This window comes from Methylobacter arcticus (genome assembly GCF_050917435.1).
Taxonomy (GTDB): Bacteria; Pseudomonadota; Gammaproteobacteria; order Methylococcales; family Methylomonadaceae; genus Methylobacter_A; species Methylobacter_A titanis.
In genome coordinates this window covers 3231354-3248339 of record NZ_CP159583.1, presented here as the reverse complement: position 1 = coordinate 3248339, position 16986 = coordinate 3231354, and the positions used below count along the sequence as shown (strand labels likewise).

Here is a 16986-nt window from a genome sequence, read left to right as displayed (position 1 = left end):
GTTAATCCCTCAGCTTTGCACTTATTTTTGTGGTCAATGTTTCTAACAGTCCGCTAAATATAGCATCTATTCCAGAATCTGTTAGCGTTTGTGAAAAATCTTGTATGATTAAACTTAAAGCGACGCTTTTACTGCCTTCTTCGACGCCTTTACCCCGGTATATATCAAAGATTACTATATCTTGTAAGGTGGGCTCGTCGCAGTCTTTAATGCAATTTATTATCGCGCTAACGGCGACTTCTTCTTTAACAATCAAGGCAATATCGCGACGTACTGACGGATATTTTGACAGTGGCTTGAATTTTGGGATTTGCTTGTTCAGTAACAGATCCTGATCCAATTCAAACAGGAAAACCTGGGTATCAAAACCCAACTGCTTTTCCAATGTTGGATGCAACATGCCCAGCCAGCCTATTTTTTCGCCTTGCGGTGATAAGATTTCAGCGGTTTGTCCTGGATGCAATGCAGGATGTTTAGCCGGAATAAATTCCACCTCTGCATCGGTCAACGCAACCATGGCCTGTACATCGGCTTTAATATCGAAAAAGTCGACTTTTCGGGTTGCGATTCCCCATTGCTCAGAGTAGGCGCTACCTAAGGCCAGTCCCGACAGCATTCTTTGTTGCTGTGTGTGGTCACCTTTATTAACAAAGCGCAGGCCGGATTCAAAGAAACGAACTCTGTTTTGCTGGCGATTGGTGTTGTGCAAGGCAGCCTTTAACAAGCCGCACCAAAGGGTAGTGCGCATTACCGATAAATCGGCGGAAATCGGATTTTTTAGGCGGATAAGGTCATCATTTGGGGCGATGGCTTGTTGTATTTGTTCATCGACAAAGCTGTAGGTAATCGCTTCCTGATAGCCCCGGTCAACCAGCAAATCTTTAACCCGATCCAGATCCAGTACCGCTTCAGTGGCTTTGCCCAGTTCCGAGCGCATTAACAAGCTGCTGCTCGGCAACTTGTTGTAGCCGACAATACGGGCTATTTCCTCGATTAAATCAGCTTCAATAGCAATATCGAAACGACATCCTGGCGGAGTCACAGACCAGCCATCGGACTGTGTTTGTACGGACATCCCCAGGCGCTGAAAAATATCGACGACTTGTTCGTCAGCCAGATCGATACCCAGGGTTTTTTCCAGGCGCAATTTTCTGAGCAATACTGCAGCGCGTTGCGGCAAGGTTGCTGCCGTTGTCACGTCGGTAATTGCGCCGACGCTGCCACCGGCAATGTCGATAATCAGTTGGGTGGCGCGCTCTATGGCGCGTTCCTGCAAGGACGGATCTACGCCGCGTTCAAAACGGTGCGATGAGTCGGTGTGTAGGCCGTAATTCCGCGCTTTACCGGCGATGCTTAGCGGGCTAAAAAACGCGCACTCCAGAAATACATTCTGGGTTTCGTCTGTAACCGCAGATTCGCTGCCACCCATGACGCCAGCCAAGGCCAACGCCTGTTTATCGTCGGCGATAATCAAGGTCTCATTATCCAGTTTAATGGTCTGGCCGTTTAACAGAGCCAGGCTTTCATCGGTTTGAGCATAGCGAACGTTAATGCTACCGGTTAATTTGGCGGCATCGAAGGCGTGTAGCGGCTGGCCTAATTCGATCAGCACGTAATTGGTCACGTCAACCACTGCACTTAAACTTCTTATGCCCGAGCGGCGCAGACGTTCCTGCATCCATAACGGAGTTTCGGCTTTAACATTGACGTCTTTGAGTAATCGGCCCAAATAACGCGGACAAGCATTAGTCGCTTTTACGGAGACGGTTAAAGTGTCGGCATGGTTGACGGTTGATTTTTCAACATGAGTGATTGACCAGTCCATTTGGTTCAGTACCGCCACTTCACGCGCTAGGCCTTCAACGCTCAGACAATCGGCCCGGTTGGGGGTCAGGTCGACTTCGATGATGTTGTCATTTAGCGACAGGTAGTCGCGTATATCAACGCCTACGGGTGCATCGGTCGCCAGCTCCATTAAGCCGTTGGCATCGGCGGCCAGGCCCAGTTCTTTTTCAGAGCACAGCATGCCGAAAGATTCTTCGCCACGGAGTTTGGATTTTTTGATTTTAAAATCACCCGGCAATACTGCACCGATCAATGCCGCAGGGATTTTTAGGCCGATCCGGACATTGCTAGCGCCGCAGACAATTTGCAACGGTTCCGTTTCGCCTACTGCGACTTGGCAAACTCTTAATCTATCAGCATCGGGATGAGGTTCGATGGCAATGACTTCGCCGACCACCACGCCGCTGAATGCTGCCGCAGCCGGTGTTACCGAATCGACTTCAAGACCAGCCATGGTCAATTGTTCGACCAGTTGTTCGGTGCTTATTGCGGGATTGACGTATTCTCTTAACCAGGCTTCACTAATTTGCATAACTCAAACTTTATCTCCAGAGATGGGTGTGTATGCCGCAAGCCTGCCGAAAGCAAGTGCGGCGCCTGTTTAATTAAATTGTTCTAAAAATTTAAGATCGTTTTCAAAAAATAATCTTAAATCGTTAATGCCATAACGCAACATCGCGAGGCGTTCTACGCCCATGCCAAAGGCAAAGCCGCTATAGATTTCACTGTTGATATTGACCGCTTTGAAAACTTCGGGATGTATCATGCCGCAGCCCATCACTTCCAGCCAGCCGGTATGGCTGCATACGCGGCAGCCTTTGCCGCCGCACATCACGCATTCAATATCGACTTCTGCGGATGGTTCGGTAAAGGGAAAATACGACGGCCTAAAGCGTACTTGTATATCTTTTTCAAAGAAAGCACGCAGGAATTCGTAAACTACGCCTTTTAAGTCGGCAAAACTAACATCGGTATCAACCAGAAAGCCTTCTACCTGATGGAACATCGGTGTGTGGGTAATATCCGAGTCGCAACGATATACCCGGCCTGGAGCTATTACTTTCAGCGGCGGCTTTTCCGATTCCATGACCCGGATTTGTACCGGTGAGGTATGGGTTCTTAATACGGTGTGGGCATCAAAATAGAACGTATCGTGCATCGCCCTTGCCGGGTGATGAGCAGGAATATTCAATGCCTCAAAATTATGATAATCGTCTTCGATTTCAGGTCCTTCAACGACTTGAAAGCCAACGCTGGCAAAAATCTTGGAGATGCGGCGTAAGGTGGTAGTCACCGGATGCAAGCCGGCAACAGTTTGACCTCTGCCAGGGAGTGTAACGTCTATGCCTTCGCTGGCCAGTCTTGCTTCCAAGGCGGCATTTTGCAGCAGCTCTTTTTTGGCTTCCAGTTGCTGTTGAAATTGATCTTTGGCTTGATTGATGATTTGACCGGCAGAGCGTCTTTGATCAGGATCAAGCGCACCGAGTTCTTTCATCTGGAGGGTAAATAAACCCTTTTTCCCGAGATAATGAACGCGAACTAGGTCGAGTTGGTTAAGGTCTTGTGCGTCGCGAAGCTGATGTAATGCCTGCGCGAGAATTTCTTCTAGGGTAGCGGACACGTTTTAGCTCGCTGTGTTTGGGAGTGAGGGAGAATTTTTATTTGTCGGGAAATGTTTAAAACCAAATCCCGCCCCTCCTCAGAAAGAGGAGGGGGAATAGCTGGATTTCAGTTCATTAAAATCCAGGTCGTTCCTTAAGGTTTGCTTTGGTGTTCCTTGGCAATTTCCGCAATCTTTGCAAATGCGTTAATGTCACGAACGGCAATATCAGCTAGTACTTTACGGTCGATTTTCACATTGGCCTTCGTTAAGCCATTGATGAAGCGACTGTATGACATTCCACTTAAACGGGCCGCCGCATTGATACGAACGATCCACAAAGCGCGGAATTGGCGTTTTTTCTGTTTACGGTCACGATAGGCATATTGACCGGCTTTGATTACCGCTTGTTTGGCAACGCGATAAACCCGGCTTCGTGCGCCGTAGTAACCTTTCGCTTGCTTTAATACTTTTTTATGTCTTGCTCTGGCTGTTACGCCGCGTTTAACTCTAGGCATGATTTATTTCCTTAGATTAACTGTACGGCATCATACGTGCAGCCATGCGCACATCTGACGGATGAATAGTTGCCGGCGAGCGTAACTGTCTTTTTCTCTTAGTCGATTTTTTAGTCAGGATATGACGTCTGTGGGACTGGCCACATTTAAAACCGCCGTTGCCTGTGCGTCTAAAACGCTTGGCTGCTCCACGGTTAGTTTTGATCTTTGGCATTTTTTTGCTCCAATAAATTAAAATATGAATCCCTGAGTTTGTAACCCAGCAAGGCAAAATGCATGGCCCTGAAGAATTAACCGTATCATTTATTGATACTTAGCGGCTCATCCTGTGCCGCTGTAGAGACACTGCATTGCAGGGTCTGCTATTTTTTCTTTTTCGGTGCCATAACCATAACCATTTGGCGACCTTCCATTTTAGGGAATTGCTCGACGATGGCTATCTCTTCCAAGTCTTTTTCTATGCGCTTCAACAGATCAACACCGATTTCCCGATGCGCCATTTCGCGGCCACGGTAACGCAAGGTGATTTTGGTTTTATCGCCATCGCTAAGGAACTTGGTTAGGCTCCTCATTTTAACCTGGTAATCGCCTTCGTCAGTTCCAGGTCTAAATTTGATTTCTTTAACCTGAATCTGCTTTTGCTTCTTTTTGGCAACGGCCAGTTTTTTATTTAACTCAAACTGGTATTTTCCGTAGTTCATCACCTTGCAAACCGGAGGATCCGCATTCGGTGATATTTCCACTAAATCCAAGTCTGCAGCGTAAGCAATCTGTTTGGCCTCATCTAATGACATAATGCCTAACGCCTCACCATCTGCACCTGTTACTCTCACGCGTCTTGCGGTGATTGCGTCATTCAGGCGCGTTTCGTCTTTTTTAGCAGCGATATTCTAATCCTCCAAAATCATTCATTGTCTACCTGTCATCTCTTGCTTTAACCGTTCGGTAAATTCATGGATTGTCAGGCTACCTAAGTCGTCACCTTTTTGCGTGCGTACTGTAATGTTTTGTTGTTCTAATTCTTTGTCGCCAATAATGACAATATACGGTACGCGCTGCATAGAGTGCTCGCGAATTTTAAACCCGATCTTCTCATTTCTCAAGTCTAATTTTACCCGAATACCTTGTTTCTCAAGGTCCAGCATAATTTGCGACGCATATTCGGCATGTCGGTCGGTAATATTCAGTATGACTACCTGCACCGGAGACAGCCACAGCGGGAAGGTGCCTGCATGATGCTCAATTAAAATACCGATAAAGCGCTCAAGGGAGCCGAGTATCGCTCTGTGCAGCATGACTGGCACTTGTTTTGATCCGTCTTCGGCAATATAGGTGGCATCCAGACGGCCCGGCATCGAGAAATCCACCTGAATCGTGCCGCATTGCCAGACTCGTCCGATGCAGTCTTTTAAGGAGAATTCGATTTTAGGTCCGTAAAAAGCGCCTTCACCCGGCTGCAAATCCCATTTCAAGGCTTTGGTATTCAGCGCCAGTTCCAGGGCATTTTCCGCTTTATCCCAGACCGAATCATCGCCGACCCTGTTTTCAGGGCGGGTGGATAATTTAATGATAACTTCTTCAAAGCCGAAATCTTTGTAAACATCGAACAGCATGTCGATAAAGGTCGATACTTCGTCCTGAATCTGGGCTTCGGTGCAGAAAATATGCGCATCATCCTGGACAAAGTTCCTGACTCGCATCAAGCCATGCAAGGTGCCGGAAGGCTCGTTGCGATGACAGGAGCCGAATTCCGCCAGACGAATAGGCAAATCACGGTAGCTTTTAAGCCCCTGATTATAAATCTGCACATGACAAGGGCAGTTCATCGGTTTGATCGCGTAATCACGATTCTCGGAATGCGTGGTAAAAATCATTTCGCCAAACTTTTCCCAATGGCCTGATCTTTCCCATAAAGAACGATCCACCACCTGCGGCGTTTTAACCTCGCCGTAACCGTTTACCCGTAATTTCTCGCGGATGTACTGCTCAACCTGTTGATAGATGACCCAGCCTTTTTCATGCCAGAACACCATACCGGGAGCTTCTTCCTGAGAATGAAATAAATCCAAGGTTTTCGCCAATTTGCGGTGATCGCGCTTTTCCGCTTCTTCCAGGCGATGCAGGTAGGCCTGTAATTCTTTTTTGTCGCCCCAGGCTGTACCGTAAATGCGTTGCAGCATTTCGTTATCGGAATTCCCGCGCCAATAGGCCCCGGCAATCTTCATCAGCTTAAAGGATTTTAATTTACCGGTGCTGGGCACATGTGGGCCGCGACACAAGTCGGTAAATCCGCCCTGCTCATACAAAGACAAATCTTCATTAGCGGGGATAGATTCGATGATTTCGGCTTTATACGCTTCGCCGAGATTTCTGAAGAATTTGACCGCCTCATCCCGTGATAGCACCGAGCGATTGATCGGGTAATCCTCGGCAACCAGTTGCGCCATCTTTTTTTCAATGGCGCTGAGGTCATCTGGCGTAAAAGGTCTTTCGTAGGCGAAATCGTAAAAAAAACCGTTTTCGATAACCGGCCCGATAGTGACTTGTGCTGAGGGGAATAACTGTTTGACGGCCTGAGCCAATAGATGTGCAGTTGAATGGCGAATAACGGTGATACCGTCGTCATCTTTTGCGGTAATCAGTTGAAGTGTTGCATCCTGATCGATTAACGTACTAGCGTCAACCAGATTGCCGTTAACCTTGCCTGCCAAGGTCGCCTTAGCTAATCCCGAACCGATGGACGATGCAACATCCATTACTGTTACAGCGTTGGCGTATTCTCGCTTGGATCCATCAGGAAGGGTAATTACCGGCATTTTTTATCTGTATTTTGTGTCTACAATAAAAAAAGCACTGCAGCGCAGTGCTTTAAATGTTTGGTAGGCACGAGTGGACTCGAACCACCGACCCCCACCATGTCAAGGTGGTGCTCTAACCAACTGAGCTACGCGCCTGAAGTTTATGTAACTTCGAGCTGGCCATTATACCAATGGATTTCTGTTACGCAACTGTTAAACCAACATTTTGTTGTAACTGTGCAGTTTTCAACCTTTCCTGTACCTATGAGTTTACGTTATAGATTAATCGTGAATGTTGATTATTGTGTATTTCGTTGCGTTTTCTATGTGTTTGATACGGTGCTATTTCACAAAATATTACCGGGTAAGTTTGGTATGAAATTAAAAGTCCGGTCATCTGGCGGAAGAAAGCCGGTTTGGGATAGAAGTTCCAGCAATTCAATGATGCGCCACCCAGTACGACATTATTTGGAGCGTTTTTAACAAACCTCTGTTGTGTTTTATCGATGTACATAGGATTTTTATAGAACGAGCGGAAACAGTCAGATTGTTGTCGTTTTGGGGGAAGAGATGTCTATTTCCCACGATAGCGTTAATTGTTTTTTGCGCCAGGAAATCTACACAGGACGGTGAAGAGTCGGTGCGGTCACGCTATTCTTCTGAAACAGGAGTTTGTCCGAAGCGACTCAGGAAAAAGCTGTTTGATCGTCTTATGAATCGTCGGTCTTAAGGCAGGAGGGTGAATAGTAAACTATTAATATGAATGGTTTATGAATTCAATGTATCAAATTGGGAAACAATCTATATGTTCCTAGGGTTGTTGTTAACAATAGGCCTCTTCCGTATAGTTAAGACATCATTTATAAAAACCTTTCAACTTTATTCGAGGATTTACCCATGAACGACTTTTACAAAGATATTTTAACCGGAGTAGTATTTATAACCGGTTTACTCGGATTTATTTCCGGCGAATTTATTATTTCATCGACGCTGTTCGCATCAGCGGCCATTGCCAGCAATGTTAACATGAACCGTAAACGCGTTAAATCAGGTCAATTATCATGCGAATGACCCCTTTGCCTGAGTTGCTTAACCAAACAACTTGAAGACTTCCAAGGCTTAACAGCCTTGGAAGTTTTTTGTTTTAAGCTACCCATCGTTTTATCCCCCCTTTGCTAGTTCTCTATTTCTCACCCATTGCTTTATTCAAAATAAATACCCGCTGTAAAAAACGCATTATTTAGACCATTCAGTTAAACAACAGAATTTTGTCGAGCGGTAATCAAAACAGGTTTGAGGTTTTGCATTTTCTTTTTAGTGGAACCAGTTGATAATAGCCGTATTGTTAATTTAACCAGGAATGAGAAAAAATGAGCAACGTCTTTAGTTTTACCGGGACTGTGGGTCGCGATGCGGAAGTCCGATATTTGCCGTCAGGCCAAGCGGTATTGAATGTTACCGTAGCTAACAATATCGGCTTTGGCGAAAAGCAGCAAACCTTATGGATCCGATGTGCGGTGTGGGGTAAACGCGCCGAAGGGCAGTTGCAAAATTACCTGAAAAAAGGCCAACAGGTGTTCGTTTCGGGTGAACTGAGTCAAAGTGAATATCGGGCGCAAGATGGCTCGACTAAAACCAGTTTGGAGCTTAACGCCAATATTATCGATTTGGTCGGCAAAAGAAACGAGTCTAACCAGCCATCGCAACAAAACTATCAAGCGCAAGGTGCGCAGCAAGGCCAGCCATCTGCCCAACAAGCCCCGAGCCATGATAATTTCGATGCACCGTATGATGACGACATCCCATTCTAAATTTATGGGGAAAATAGCGGATAACCCGGGAGCCGACCGGCAGAAGGTCAGTGTTACTGAGCGTAGCCTGCTGGTGGCTCATGGGCAAAATAAAAAACTGGCGGACATCCGCAAAAGGCAACAATCGGAGTTGCCGGTTGCTGCCGCGCTATCCCCTGAAAAACAGCTGTTAACCGGCTTGAATTCGGAAGTTGCGACAGAGCTGAACGAGGCAAGGGCGCTTATTGACGACAGCATCAAGCAAATAATGCGCAGTTTTCCTGAGGGCAAGAGAAACCGGCTGTTTGGTTTTAGATTCGGTTCTGTTGACGCAGTAAAAGGCATGGGTATAAAGGCCGCTTTTAAGACCTTGGGCATTGACGACAATTTGGTGAAAATGAAGCTGATTGCCGGAATGGACTGTCACGGAAATGATCTTAAAGGCAGCTGACTTCTCCGGTTTTTAAATCGGCAAGACAGGAGGGGATGTGTACACACTACAAGCGTTACTAGCTTCTATTGCCGACCAGTCTTTTCAGGCTATACAAAAGCTGCGTGGCTCTTATCACTTCCCCCGATTTGAGCTCAGCTTCATCAAAATGCAGGGCAGCGCTGGCGCTAACCCTGCTTCCATTGCAGCGGTAAAAATACCGTTACAAGATAGTAAAATCCCCGAGAATTTTTTGCATACAGCCGAGCGTAAACTGGCGGTAGCCGATTTTTTGATTCGGCGTTTTCGTGACGGCATAGCCCGGTTTGCACAGCAAAATCGCGGCAAAGACGGCAGCGGCTCCTTTAACACTATTGCCCTGAGTCAAACGATGCTGATCAGGGATAGCGTTTTGTTCGATGACGATGCGGTTTATTTGCGTTTTATGATCAGTCTGCCGGCAAAAGGGCAGGGCGGCGGCATTTTTGATGCAGAACAGGCGTGGATCATGCTGAGCCGGGAACTGGTTGCCATTGTTGACGACTGCTTTTTTTACCAACATTACGACGAGCAAACCCGCGCGCTGTTTCAGCAGTTTGTCGATGTACAAAAAACACGCGCCGAGATTATCCGGTTTATGCAACGGCACGATCTGCTCGCCTTTATCGCCAATGATGCCAAGTTGCCACGGCAAAGCGGCGTCGATGATCGGCCTGCTATGGACGAGCCTGTTAAAGCCTTTCAATCTCCTTCGTCGTTGCAAATAACTATTCCCTTGCCGGGTGGATGCAGCATAACCGGTATGGGCATTAGACAGGGCATCACCTGCATTACCGGCGGCGGCTATCATGGCAAATCGACCTTGATGCAGGCGATTTTAGCCGGGGTTTATGCGCATATTCCGGGAGACGGGCGGGAATATGTAGTGACTCGGGAGGATGCTGTTTTTATCAGGGCTGAAGAAGGTCGCAGCATCCGTCATGTCGATATCAGCCCTTTTATCAGCAATTTGCCGAACGGCCTTAAAACCGATTGTTTTTCATCCGATAATGCCAGCGGCAGCACCTCGCAAGCGGCCAATATTGTCGAGGCCATCGAGAGCGGCAGCCGATTGCTGCTGTTTGATGAAGATACCTGCGCAACTAATTTTCTGGTACGCGACGAACTGATCAAAAAAATTGTGGATGCGGCGCAAGAACCGATCAAGCCGCTATATTCAACGGTGCGCTCGCTGCGGAAAAAACAGCAGGTCTCGATGATTTTCGTGGTCGGCGGCTTGGGTTATTTTTTGCAAAAAGCCGATACCTGTCTGTTGATGGACAATTACCGTTGCGCGGATATTACCGCTAAAGTGCGCGACAGGCTGGGGGCGATAGCCGAGGAGGATACGCCGATTGCCGATTTCTCCGTATCGCGCTGTTTGGACGCCGATAATTTCGATCCCGCTTATACCAATCAGCGTCTGAACAAGACCCTGGCAAAACGCATAAAAGATTTACGCAGCGCACTGAGACAACTGGAATACGGCATGGATCTGATCAATCTGGACGCGGTAGTGCAAATCGCCGAAGCGCCGCAGATGTTAACCATCGGTTATTGCCTGTTGGCATTGCGAACTCAATTAAAGCAGTCGAGTAAACCTGAGGCTATTCGTTTCTGGATAGATTGGTTGGAGGGCGAAATTAGCAAACACGGGCTGGCCGTATTGGCGCCTGATTATCCGGGAACCCTTTCGATGCCGCGCAAATATGAACTGGCTGCCGCTATTAACAGAATCAGGTCGTTAAGGGTTTTTCAGCAATGATGAACATCGAGATCAAAAAAAAGACCACCCCAGAGAGAGAAAGAGGCGCAAGCCTCAGGTGGCCTTTGTAAAAGAGATAATTCGACAAAATATAGCATCCTGCCCTACCTGTCGCTTATAGGCTAACAAAATATGCTGATGGGATTTATCCGTACGAATACTTATATAACACTATTTTTGTTTGGCGGCAGTGTTTGCATACTTCATCTGGTCGAATTTTCGTTTAGTGCGTCCGCACGGATTTAGGAAGCAGGTATTGTGGGGGCGAATTCATTCGCCCAGGGCGACTACCAACAGTCGGCGCTTTAGGCGAAGTCGCCCTCACATGGACTTAGTGACTTGTAAAAACCGAAAACTTAAGTGCTCAGGGTATATTTATATCGAAATGAATTTAGGCAACATCAAAGACAGGGTATTGCCGCAGTAGTCCAGTCTCATGCGTGGTGTACAATAGGATTTTTTTTAGATTAGGATAGACAATGGAAGCTTACCCCGAGAAAACCTGTTCGATAGACCGACTGGTCACTCATGCGAAATTGGTAGAAGCGACAAAAGCCGGAATGAAAACACAGCAGCGTCGTGATGGCATCTATGGCTTGCCCGGCGAAACCTTCGATTTGGACGGGATGACTTTTGTCGTTACCGATTTAAAGCGTCAGCGCTTAGGCGATATGACTGATGCCGATGCCCGGGCGGAAGGCTATCCGAGTCTTGAACTATACCGCGATATAATTTTAAAAATGCATGCCGGAATGACCTGGGAAGCCGACAGTCTGGTATGGGTGCATAGTTTTGCGGCTAAGGCCGATTAGTTAACCATCGGACAATGTCCACTCGTTGGATTGCGGCGCAAAGGTCTGTCCATGCAGTCGTAATTCAACCTGTACATTAGATCAGCATCAACTCCTGCAACACCTTAATCTCATCCCGGATCTTCGCAGCTTGCTCAAATTCGAGATTTTTCGCATGCTGGTACATGGCGTCTTCCAGTTGTTTCAGTTTCTTGCCCGCCTGCTTGGGTGTCAGGGATGCCTTGTAGTCGGCTGGAAATTCAGCCACTTTGCTCAGTAGCTTATTGGCACTGGTCAGCCCGGAACCGGGTATCGATACCTGTAGAATATCGGTTACCGACTTAACAATGGACGTCGGTACTATACGATGCTCAATATTAAACTGGTGCTGTTTTTCACGGCGACGGTCGGTTTCTTCTATCGCCTGCTGCATCGATTTGGTGATTTTATCGCCGTACAAAATAGCCTTGCCGTTGATATTTCTCGCCGCCCGGCCGATGGTTTGCACCAGCGATACGACCGAACGCAGGAAGCCTTCCTTGTCGGCATCCAGTATCGCAACCAGCGACACTTCCGGTATATCCAATCCTTCGCGCAACAGGTTGATGCCGACCAGCACGTCGAACTGCCCCAGCCGCAAATCCCGGATGATCTCGACCCGTTCCACGGTATCGATGTCGGAGTGCAGATAACGCACCCGCACCCCGTGTTCCGACAAATACTCGGTCAAATCTTCCGACATTCTTTTGGTTAACGTAGTTACCAGTACCCGTTCTTTTACGGCAACGCGCTTGTTGATTTCCGATAACAAATCATCGATCTGAGTCGTCGCCGGGCGCACTTCCACTATTGGATCAAGCAAGCCGGTCGGCCTGACCAATTGCTCGGCAAAAACGCCTGAATGCTCTCTTTCGTAGGGCCCCGGCGTTGCCGACACATAAATCCGCTGCGGCGCTTTGGCCTCGAATTCATTAAACGTCAGCGGGCGGTTATCCAGCGCGGAAGGCAGCCTGAAACCGTATTCAACCAGCGTTTCCTTGCGCGACCGGTCGCCCTTGTACATCGCGCCGATCTGCGACACGGCGACATGACTTTCATCGATAATTACCAGTGCATTGTCGCGCAAGTAATCGAACATGGTCGGCGGCGATTCGCCTGCACTTCTGCCGGACAGGTAGCGGGAATAGTTTTCGATGCCGGAGCAATAGCCGACTTCCAAGATCATTTCAATATCGAACAGCGTCCGTTGCTCCAGCCGCTGCGCTTCGACCAGTTTATTCAGCGAGCGCAATTGCTCCAGGCGTTCTTTAAGCTCGACCTTGATGGATTCAACCGCTTCCAATAGTTGCTCTCGCGGCGTGACGTAGTGGCTTTTCGGGTAAATTGTGTAACGCGCCAGTCGCCGGATGATTTCGCCGGTCAGGGGGTCGAATAATGACAGGCGTTCCACTTCGTCATCGAATAACTCTATCCGTAACGCTTCGCTGTCCGACTCGGCCGGAAACACGTCGATCACCTCGCCGCGCACCCGGTAGGTCGCACGGCGCAAATCGATGTCGTTGCGGGTGTATTGCATTTCCGCCAGTCGCCGCAGGATGTCGCGCTGGTTAACCATGTCGCCCTTGACCAGATGCAACACCATTTTGAAATACGATTCCGGCTCGCCCAAGCCGTAAATCGCCGAAACCGTGGCGACGACGATGGTATCGTCCCGTTCGATTAACGCCTTGGTCGCCGATAAGCGCATCTGTTCGATATGCTCATTGATCGCCGCATCTTTATCGATAAAGGTATCGGAGGCCGGAACATAAGCTTCCGGCTGGTAGTAGTCGTAATACGAGACGAAATATTCGACGCTGTTTTCCGGGAAAAACTCCTTCATCTCGCCGTAGAGCTGCGCGGCCAGGGTTTTATTGGGCGCCATGATCATCGCCGGACGCTGCACCTGGTTAATCACATTGGCGATGGTGAAGGTTTTGCCGGAACCGGTCACGCCCAGCAAAGTCTGATGCACTTCGCCGTCGCTCAAGCCCTCGACCAAGGCTTGTATCGCGGTAGGCTGGTCACCGGCAGGCTGGAATCGGCTGTGGAGTTTGAACTTCTTTTTCACTTGGATTTCTCAATAAACGCAATTACTTTATCGTTTCCACGTCGGAGCATGGGAACGATGCCAATAATTTAACACCTAGTTGTTAGTAAGCCATTATACATAATGTATAATCCACTCCATCTTTGACATTGATTTTACACGGGGAAACATGAGCATCAAACTTTCTAACAGAGTCCAGGCAGTTAAACCATCACCTACTTTGGCGGTTACCGCCAGAGCCGCGCAAATGCGTGCTGCAGGCAAAGACATTATCGGTCTTGGCGCAGGCGAGCCGGATTTTGACACCCCGGATCATATCAAGGCGGCGGCGATTAAGGCTATTGAAAATGGCTACACCAAATACACCGCAGTTGACGGCATACCCAGCCTGAAAAAAGCCATTATCGCCAAGTACAAGAACGATAACGGTCTTGATTACCAAGCCAACCAGATCCTGGTTTCCTGCGGCGGCAAGCAAAGCTCATTCAACCTGACCCAGGCCCTGCTTAACTCCGGTGATGAAGTTATCATCCCCGCGCCGTTCTGGGTTTCTTATCCTGATATGGTGTTATTGGCGGATGGTGTGCCGGTTATTATCGAAACCACCCAGGCGCAGAATTTTAAAATATCGCCGGAACAATTGCGCGCTGCCATCACCAATAAAACCCGGTTGATCTTTATCAACAGCCCGTCCAACCCGTCCGGCGTTGCGTATAGCCTGGAAGAGCTTAAAGCGCTGGGCGACGTGTTGAAGGATTTCCCCAACATTATCATCGCCACCGATGACATGTATGAGCACATTCTTTGGAACAAGGGCACGTTTGTTAACATATTAAATGCGCATCCTGAGTTTTATGACCGCACGGTAGTTATGAATGGCGTATCCAAAGCCTATTCGATGACCGGCTGGCGTATCGGTTATGCCGCAGGGCCTGCGGATTTGATTGAGGCGATGACCACTATCCAGTCGCAAAGCACCTCCAACCCGACGTCGATTTCACAGCATGCCGCCGAAGCCGCGTTAACCGGCGACCAAAGTTTTATCGACAACATGTGTATTGAGTTTAAAAAGCGCCACGATTATGTCGTTGCCGAACTCAACAGCATAGACGGCGTTGAGTGCCTTAAAACCGACGGTACGTTTTACGTGTTCCCTAACGTGGAAAAGCTGATTGCCAGACTGGATAATATTAATGACGATCTCGACTTTTCCGAATATTTGATCGAAGAAGCTGGCGTTGCGCTGGTGCCGGGTTCCGCGTTCGGCACACCGGGGCATATCAGAATTTCGATAGCCACCAGCATGGCCAATCTGCAAAATGCGTTGGAGCGGATTAAGAAAGCGATTTAGGTTCTTGTAAAAAAACGCTGGGTAGGAGCTGGGTATGATGGGTGGAGAGGCGTTCGACACCCATCATAATCAAGGGTCGATGTGATGGGTGTCGCTTGCTCTACCTATCTTACGTGATTAAAGGCTCGTGCTTTGCGCATACGGGTTGTAAAAATGAGTGTACGCCGCGAAGTGTATCGAAAAATAAGGCGGCTTGTTTCCCATTATCAAGAATCTGAGTATCGCTCAAGGTATTAACGTATCGTCTATTCGCTAGTTCTACGCGACACAAGTCTCACTCATAAAGACCTTCAATCGTTATAACGCCATCATAGGCTGCTTATGAGGCAATTGAAAAATAAATTGTGATAAAACGATGACCATTTTGACAAGCAAGAATACCGAGTTGGCGCCTCATGACGGATAAACAATATGAGAATATACTCATGAAATCAATTAATGTCTTTCCATGGAATGAACATTTCAATACCGGCATAGCTACGATTGATGAACAGCACCAAAAACTAGTTCAGTTATTGAATCGCTTGGCCAGTCATATGGCTTTTCATGCTGATATTCAGACCTTAGATACCATTTTCCAAGAACTTGCCGACTATGCTGTTTACCATTTTCAGACTGAAGAAGCCATTTGGCACGAATATTTCCAGGAAAGTCCTTTAGAAACAAAACATAAAGAAGAGCATGACAACTTTATCTCAACTGTTCTTATTCTAAAGGCAGGAGAAGACATCCATTCAGTCGATAGCATGGTAAGCGAAGTCCTTGCGTTTTTAGTTCACTGGTTGGCAGCTCATATGCTGGAAAACGACAAATACCTGGCCTTAGTGGTGCTGGCTATGCAATCCGGTTTGTCACAGGAACAGGCAAAGAAGCAAGCAAATGATCAATTGCGTGATGGGATTGGATTGCTGATTAACATGGTGCTCTCGACTTACAGCAGTCTTGCGGTTAATAGCATACAGCTGATGAAGGAGGCAGAGAAGCGCAAACAAACCGAACAGCAGCTGCGCATTTCTGCCGAACAGCTCAAGCGTACGGTACGGTCTCTTGACATGGCAAATAAAGATCTAAAAAAACAATATATTGATTCCATTAAGACATTCGCACATATTATTGAAATGCGCCCTGGCGTTAAGAGCGGACAATCAAAATATATCATCGAAAAAGCCACGTTGGTTGCCCGTGAAATGAACCTGAATGCAGAAGAAAAGAAAAATATTCTTTATGCCGGGTTACTGATGCAAATCGGCAAGATGAGTTTGCCGGACACCTTGCTGGCAGAGTCGTTTTACTCAATATCTCTTGCCGACAAACAACGCTATTTAAATCATGCAGTAGAAGGTGAAGCTTTATTAAATGGATTGATACAGTTAAAAGGTGCGTCTATTTTAATCCGGCATCAATACGAACGCTATGACGGCTCAGGCCTGCCCGATGGCTTGACTAAAAAAAGCATTCCGATGGGCTCACGTATTCTCAGTGTTGTCGCTGATTATATCGGGTATCTTGAGGGCTCGATGACGGGTGAAGTCATGTCCGGCAGCGCCGCAATCAGTCAATTAATGAATCGGAAAGAAAGCTATTATGATCCGGCTATTGTTGACGCTTTCATTAAGATACTCAAAGAAGATATAACCGTTGAAATCAAAGAGGAGCTTCCTGCGATTAAAAAGTCATGGAAGAACAGTAGGCTCCTCAGTACATCGCAAAATACCTTGGATTGCCTGGTTTTTGAGATTTCATGGACTCAATTGAAGCCCGGCATGGAAATAGAAGGTATCTATTTTGATAATACACCTTATGTTAAAAATTGTATTGCAGATCAAAAACTAATCGACATTATCGTAGCATTAAGAGAAAACACCGGTAACAATCCTGTCGTTAAGATTCGCATGAGCACGAAATGATTGCTGTTTGATGCTTCATCTTCCAGGAGTGTTACCCGTTCCTCGGGTATCAGCGGAGCGCAT

General features: G+C 47.4%; 14 protein-coding genes and 1 tRNA gene. 7 read left to right on the top strand and 8 right to left on the bottom strand.

Features of this window, described 5'->3' with window-relative positions; translation table 11 throughout:
- Position 1: 1 nt before the first annotated feature.
- From pheT to ABXJ76_RS15390, 7 genes are all read right to left on the bottom strand, one after another.
- On the bottom strand, positions 2-2377 hold the full coding sequence (gene pheT, locus ABXJ76_RS15420) for a phenylalanine--tRNA ligase subunit beta (protein WP_432741698.1): 2376 nt from the start codon (positions 2375-2377) through the stop codon (positions 2-4).
- A 69-nt stretch (positions 2378-2446) separates the two neighbouring features.
- Positions 2447-3466, bottom strand: coding sequence for a phenylalanine--tRNA ligase subunit alpha (gene pheS / locus ABXJ76_RS15415; RefSeq protein WP_432741696.1), 1020 nt, complete (start codon positions 3464-3466; stop codon positions 2447-2449).
- A 134-nt stretch (positions 3467-3600) separates the two neighbouring features.
- Positions 3601-3963 carry a 50S ribosomal protein L20 gene (rplT, locus tag ABXJ76_RS15410; RefSeq protein WP_292433402.1) on the bottom strand — a complete coding sequence of 121 codons (363 nt, stop codon included), beginning with the start codon at positions 3961-3963 and terminating at the stop codon, positions 3601-3603.
- A gap of 16 nt (positions 3964-3979) precedes the next feature.
- Positions 3980-4177: a 50S ribosomal protein L35 gene (gene rpmI, locus ABXJ76_RS15405; protein WP_006892999.1), complete on the bottom strand. Its 198-nt coding sequence runs from the start codon at positions 4175-4177 to the stop codon at positions 3980-3982.
- A gap of 148 nt (positions 4178-4325) precedes the next feature.
- Positions 4326-4796 carry a translation initiation factor IF-3 gene (infC, locus tag ABXJ76_RS15400; RefSeq protein WP_432741693.1) on the bottom strand — a complete coding sequence of 157 codons (471 nt, stop codon included), beginning with the start codon at positions 4794-4796 and terminating at the stop codon, positions 4326-4328.
- A 75-nt stretch (positions 4797-4871) separates the two neighbouring features.
- Entirely contained in the window at positions 4872-6779 is a 1908-nt protein-coding gene (gene thrS / locus ABXJ76_RS15395; RefSeq protein ID WP_432741692.1) for a threonine--tRNA ligase, read from the bottom strand.
- 61 nt (positions 6780-6840) lie between these two features.
- A tRNA-Val gene (locus ABXJ76_RS15390) sits at positions 6841-6917 on the bottom strand.
- A gap of 741 nt (positions 6918-7658) precedes the next feature.
- Here ABXJ76_RS15390 and ABXJ76_RS15385 point away from each other — a divergent pair.
- From ABXJ76_RS15385 to ABXJ76_RS15365, 5 genes are all read left to right on the top strand, one after another.
- A complete protein-coding gene (locus tag ABXJ76_RS15385; RefSeq protein ID WP_432741690.1) occupies positions 7659-7832 on the top strand; it encodes a hypothetical protein in 174 nt (57 codons plus the stop codon).
- 299 nt (positions 7833-8131) lie between these two features.
- A complete protein-coding gene (locus ABXJ76_RS15380) occupies positions 8132-8572 on the top strand; it encodes a single-stranded DNA-binding protein (protein ID WP_432741688.1) in 441 nt (146 codons plus the stop codon).
- Positions 8573-8576: 4 nt separating this feature from the next.
- Positions 8577-9002, top strand: a complete 426-nt coding sequence (locus ABXJ76_RS15375) for a hypothetical protein (RefSeq protein WP_432741686.1) — start codon at positions 8577-8579, stop codon at positions 9000-9002.
- 37 nt (positions 9003-9039) lie between these two features.
- Positions 9040-10785, top strand: coding sequence for a P-loop domain-containing protein (locus tag ABXJ76_RS15370; protein ID WP_432741684.1), 1746 nt, complete (start codon positions 9040-9042; stop codon positions 10783-10785).
- A gap of 479 nt (positions 10786-11264) precedes the next feature.
- On the top strand, positions 11265-11597 hold the full coding sequence (locus tag ABXJ76_RS15365; RefSeq protein ID WP_432741682.1) for an ASCH domain-containing protein: 333 nt from the start codon (positions 11265-11267) through the stop codon (positions 11595-11597).
- A 76-nt stretch (positions 11598-11673) separates the two neighbouring features.
- On the opposite strand, the gene uvrB is transcribed toward ABXJ76_RS15365, so the two are convergent.
- Positions 11674-13686 (bottom strand): excinuclease ABC subunit UvrB, encoded by a 2013-nt coding sequence (uvrB, locus tag ABXJ76_RS15360; protein ID WP_432741680.1) that lies wholly within the window; start codon positions 13684-13686, stop codon positions 11674-11676.
- A gap of 148 nt (positions 13687-13834) precedes the next feature.
- Between uvrB and ABXJ76_RS15355 the strand changes: the two genes are divergently transcribed.
- Positions 13835-15016, top strand: coding sequence for a pyridoxal phosphate-dependent aminotransferase (locus ABXJ76_RS15355; protein WP_432741678.1), 1182 nt, complete (start codon positions 13835-13837; stop codon positions 15014-15016).
- 425 nt (positions 15017-15441) lie between these two features.
- Positions 15442-16923 (top strand): bacteriohemerythrin, encoded by a 1482-nt coding sequence (locus tag ABXJ76_RS15350; RefSeq protein ID WP_432741676.1) that lies wholly within the window; start codon positions 15442-15444, stop codon positions 16921-16923.
- Positions 16924-16986: the final 63 nt, after the last annotated feature.

Coding starts and splice junctions, on each gene's coding strand:
- pheT (WP_432741698.1), bottom strand. CDS start 2,377: ATGCAAATTAGTGAAGCCTGGTTAAGAGAATACGTCAATCCCGCAATA.
- rplT (WP_292433402.1), bottom strand. CDS start 3,963: ATGCCTAGAGTTAAACGCGGCGTAACAGCCAGAGCAAGACATAAAAAA.
- rpmI (WP_006892999.1), bottom strand. CDS start 4,177: ATGCCAAAGATCAAAACTAACCGTGGAGCAGCCAAGCGTTTTAGACGC.
- thrS (WP_432741692.1), bottom strand. CDS start 6,779: ATGCCGGTAATTACCCTTCCTGATGGATCCAAGCGAGAATACGCCAAC.
- ABXJ76_RS15385 (WP_432741690.1), top strand. CDS start 7,659: ATGAACGACTTTTACAAAGATATTTTAACCGGAGTAGTATTTATAACC.
- ABXJ76_RS15380 (WP_432741688.1), top strand. CDS start 8,132: ATGAGCAACGTCTTTAGTTTTACCGGGACTGTGGGTCGCGATGCGGAA.
- ABXJ76_RS15375 (WP_432741686.1), top strand. CDS start 8,577: ATGGGGAAAATAGCGGATAACCCGGGAGCCGACCGGCAGAAGGTCAGT.
- ABXJ76_RS15365 (WP_432741682.1), top strand. CDS start 11,265: ATGGAAGCTTACCCCGAGAAAACCTGTTCGATAGACCGACTGGTCACT.
- ABXJ76_RS15355 (WP_432741678.1), top strand. CDS start 13,835: ATGAGCATCAAACTTTCTAACAGAGTCCAGGCAGTTAAACCATCACCT.
- ABXJ76_RS15350 (WP_432741676.1), top strand. CDS start 15,442: ATGAAATCAATTAATGTCTTTCCATGGAATGAACATTTCAATACCGGC.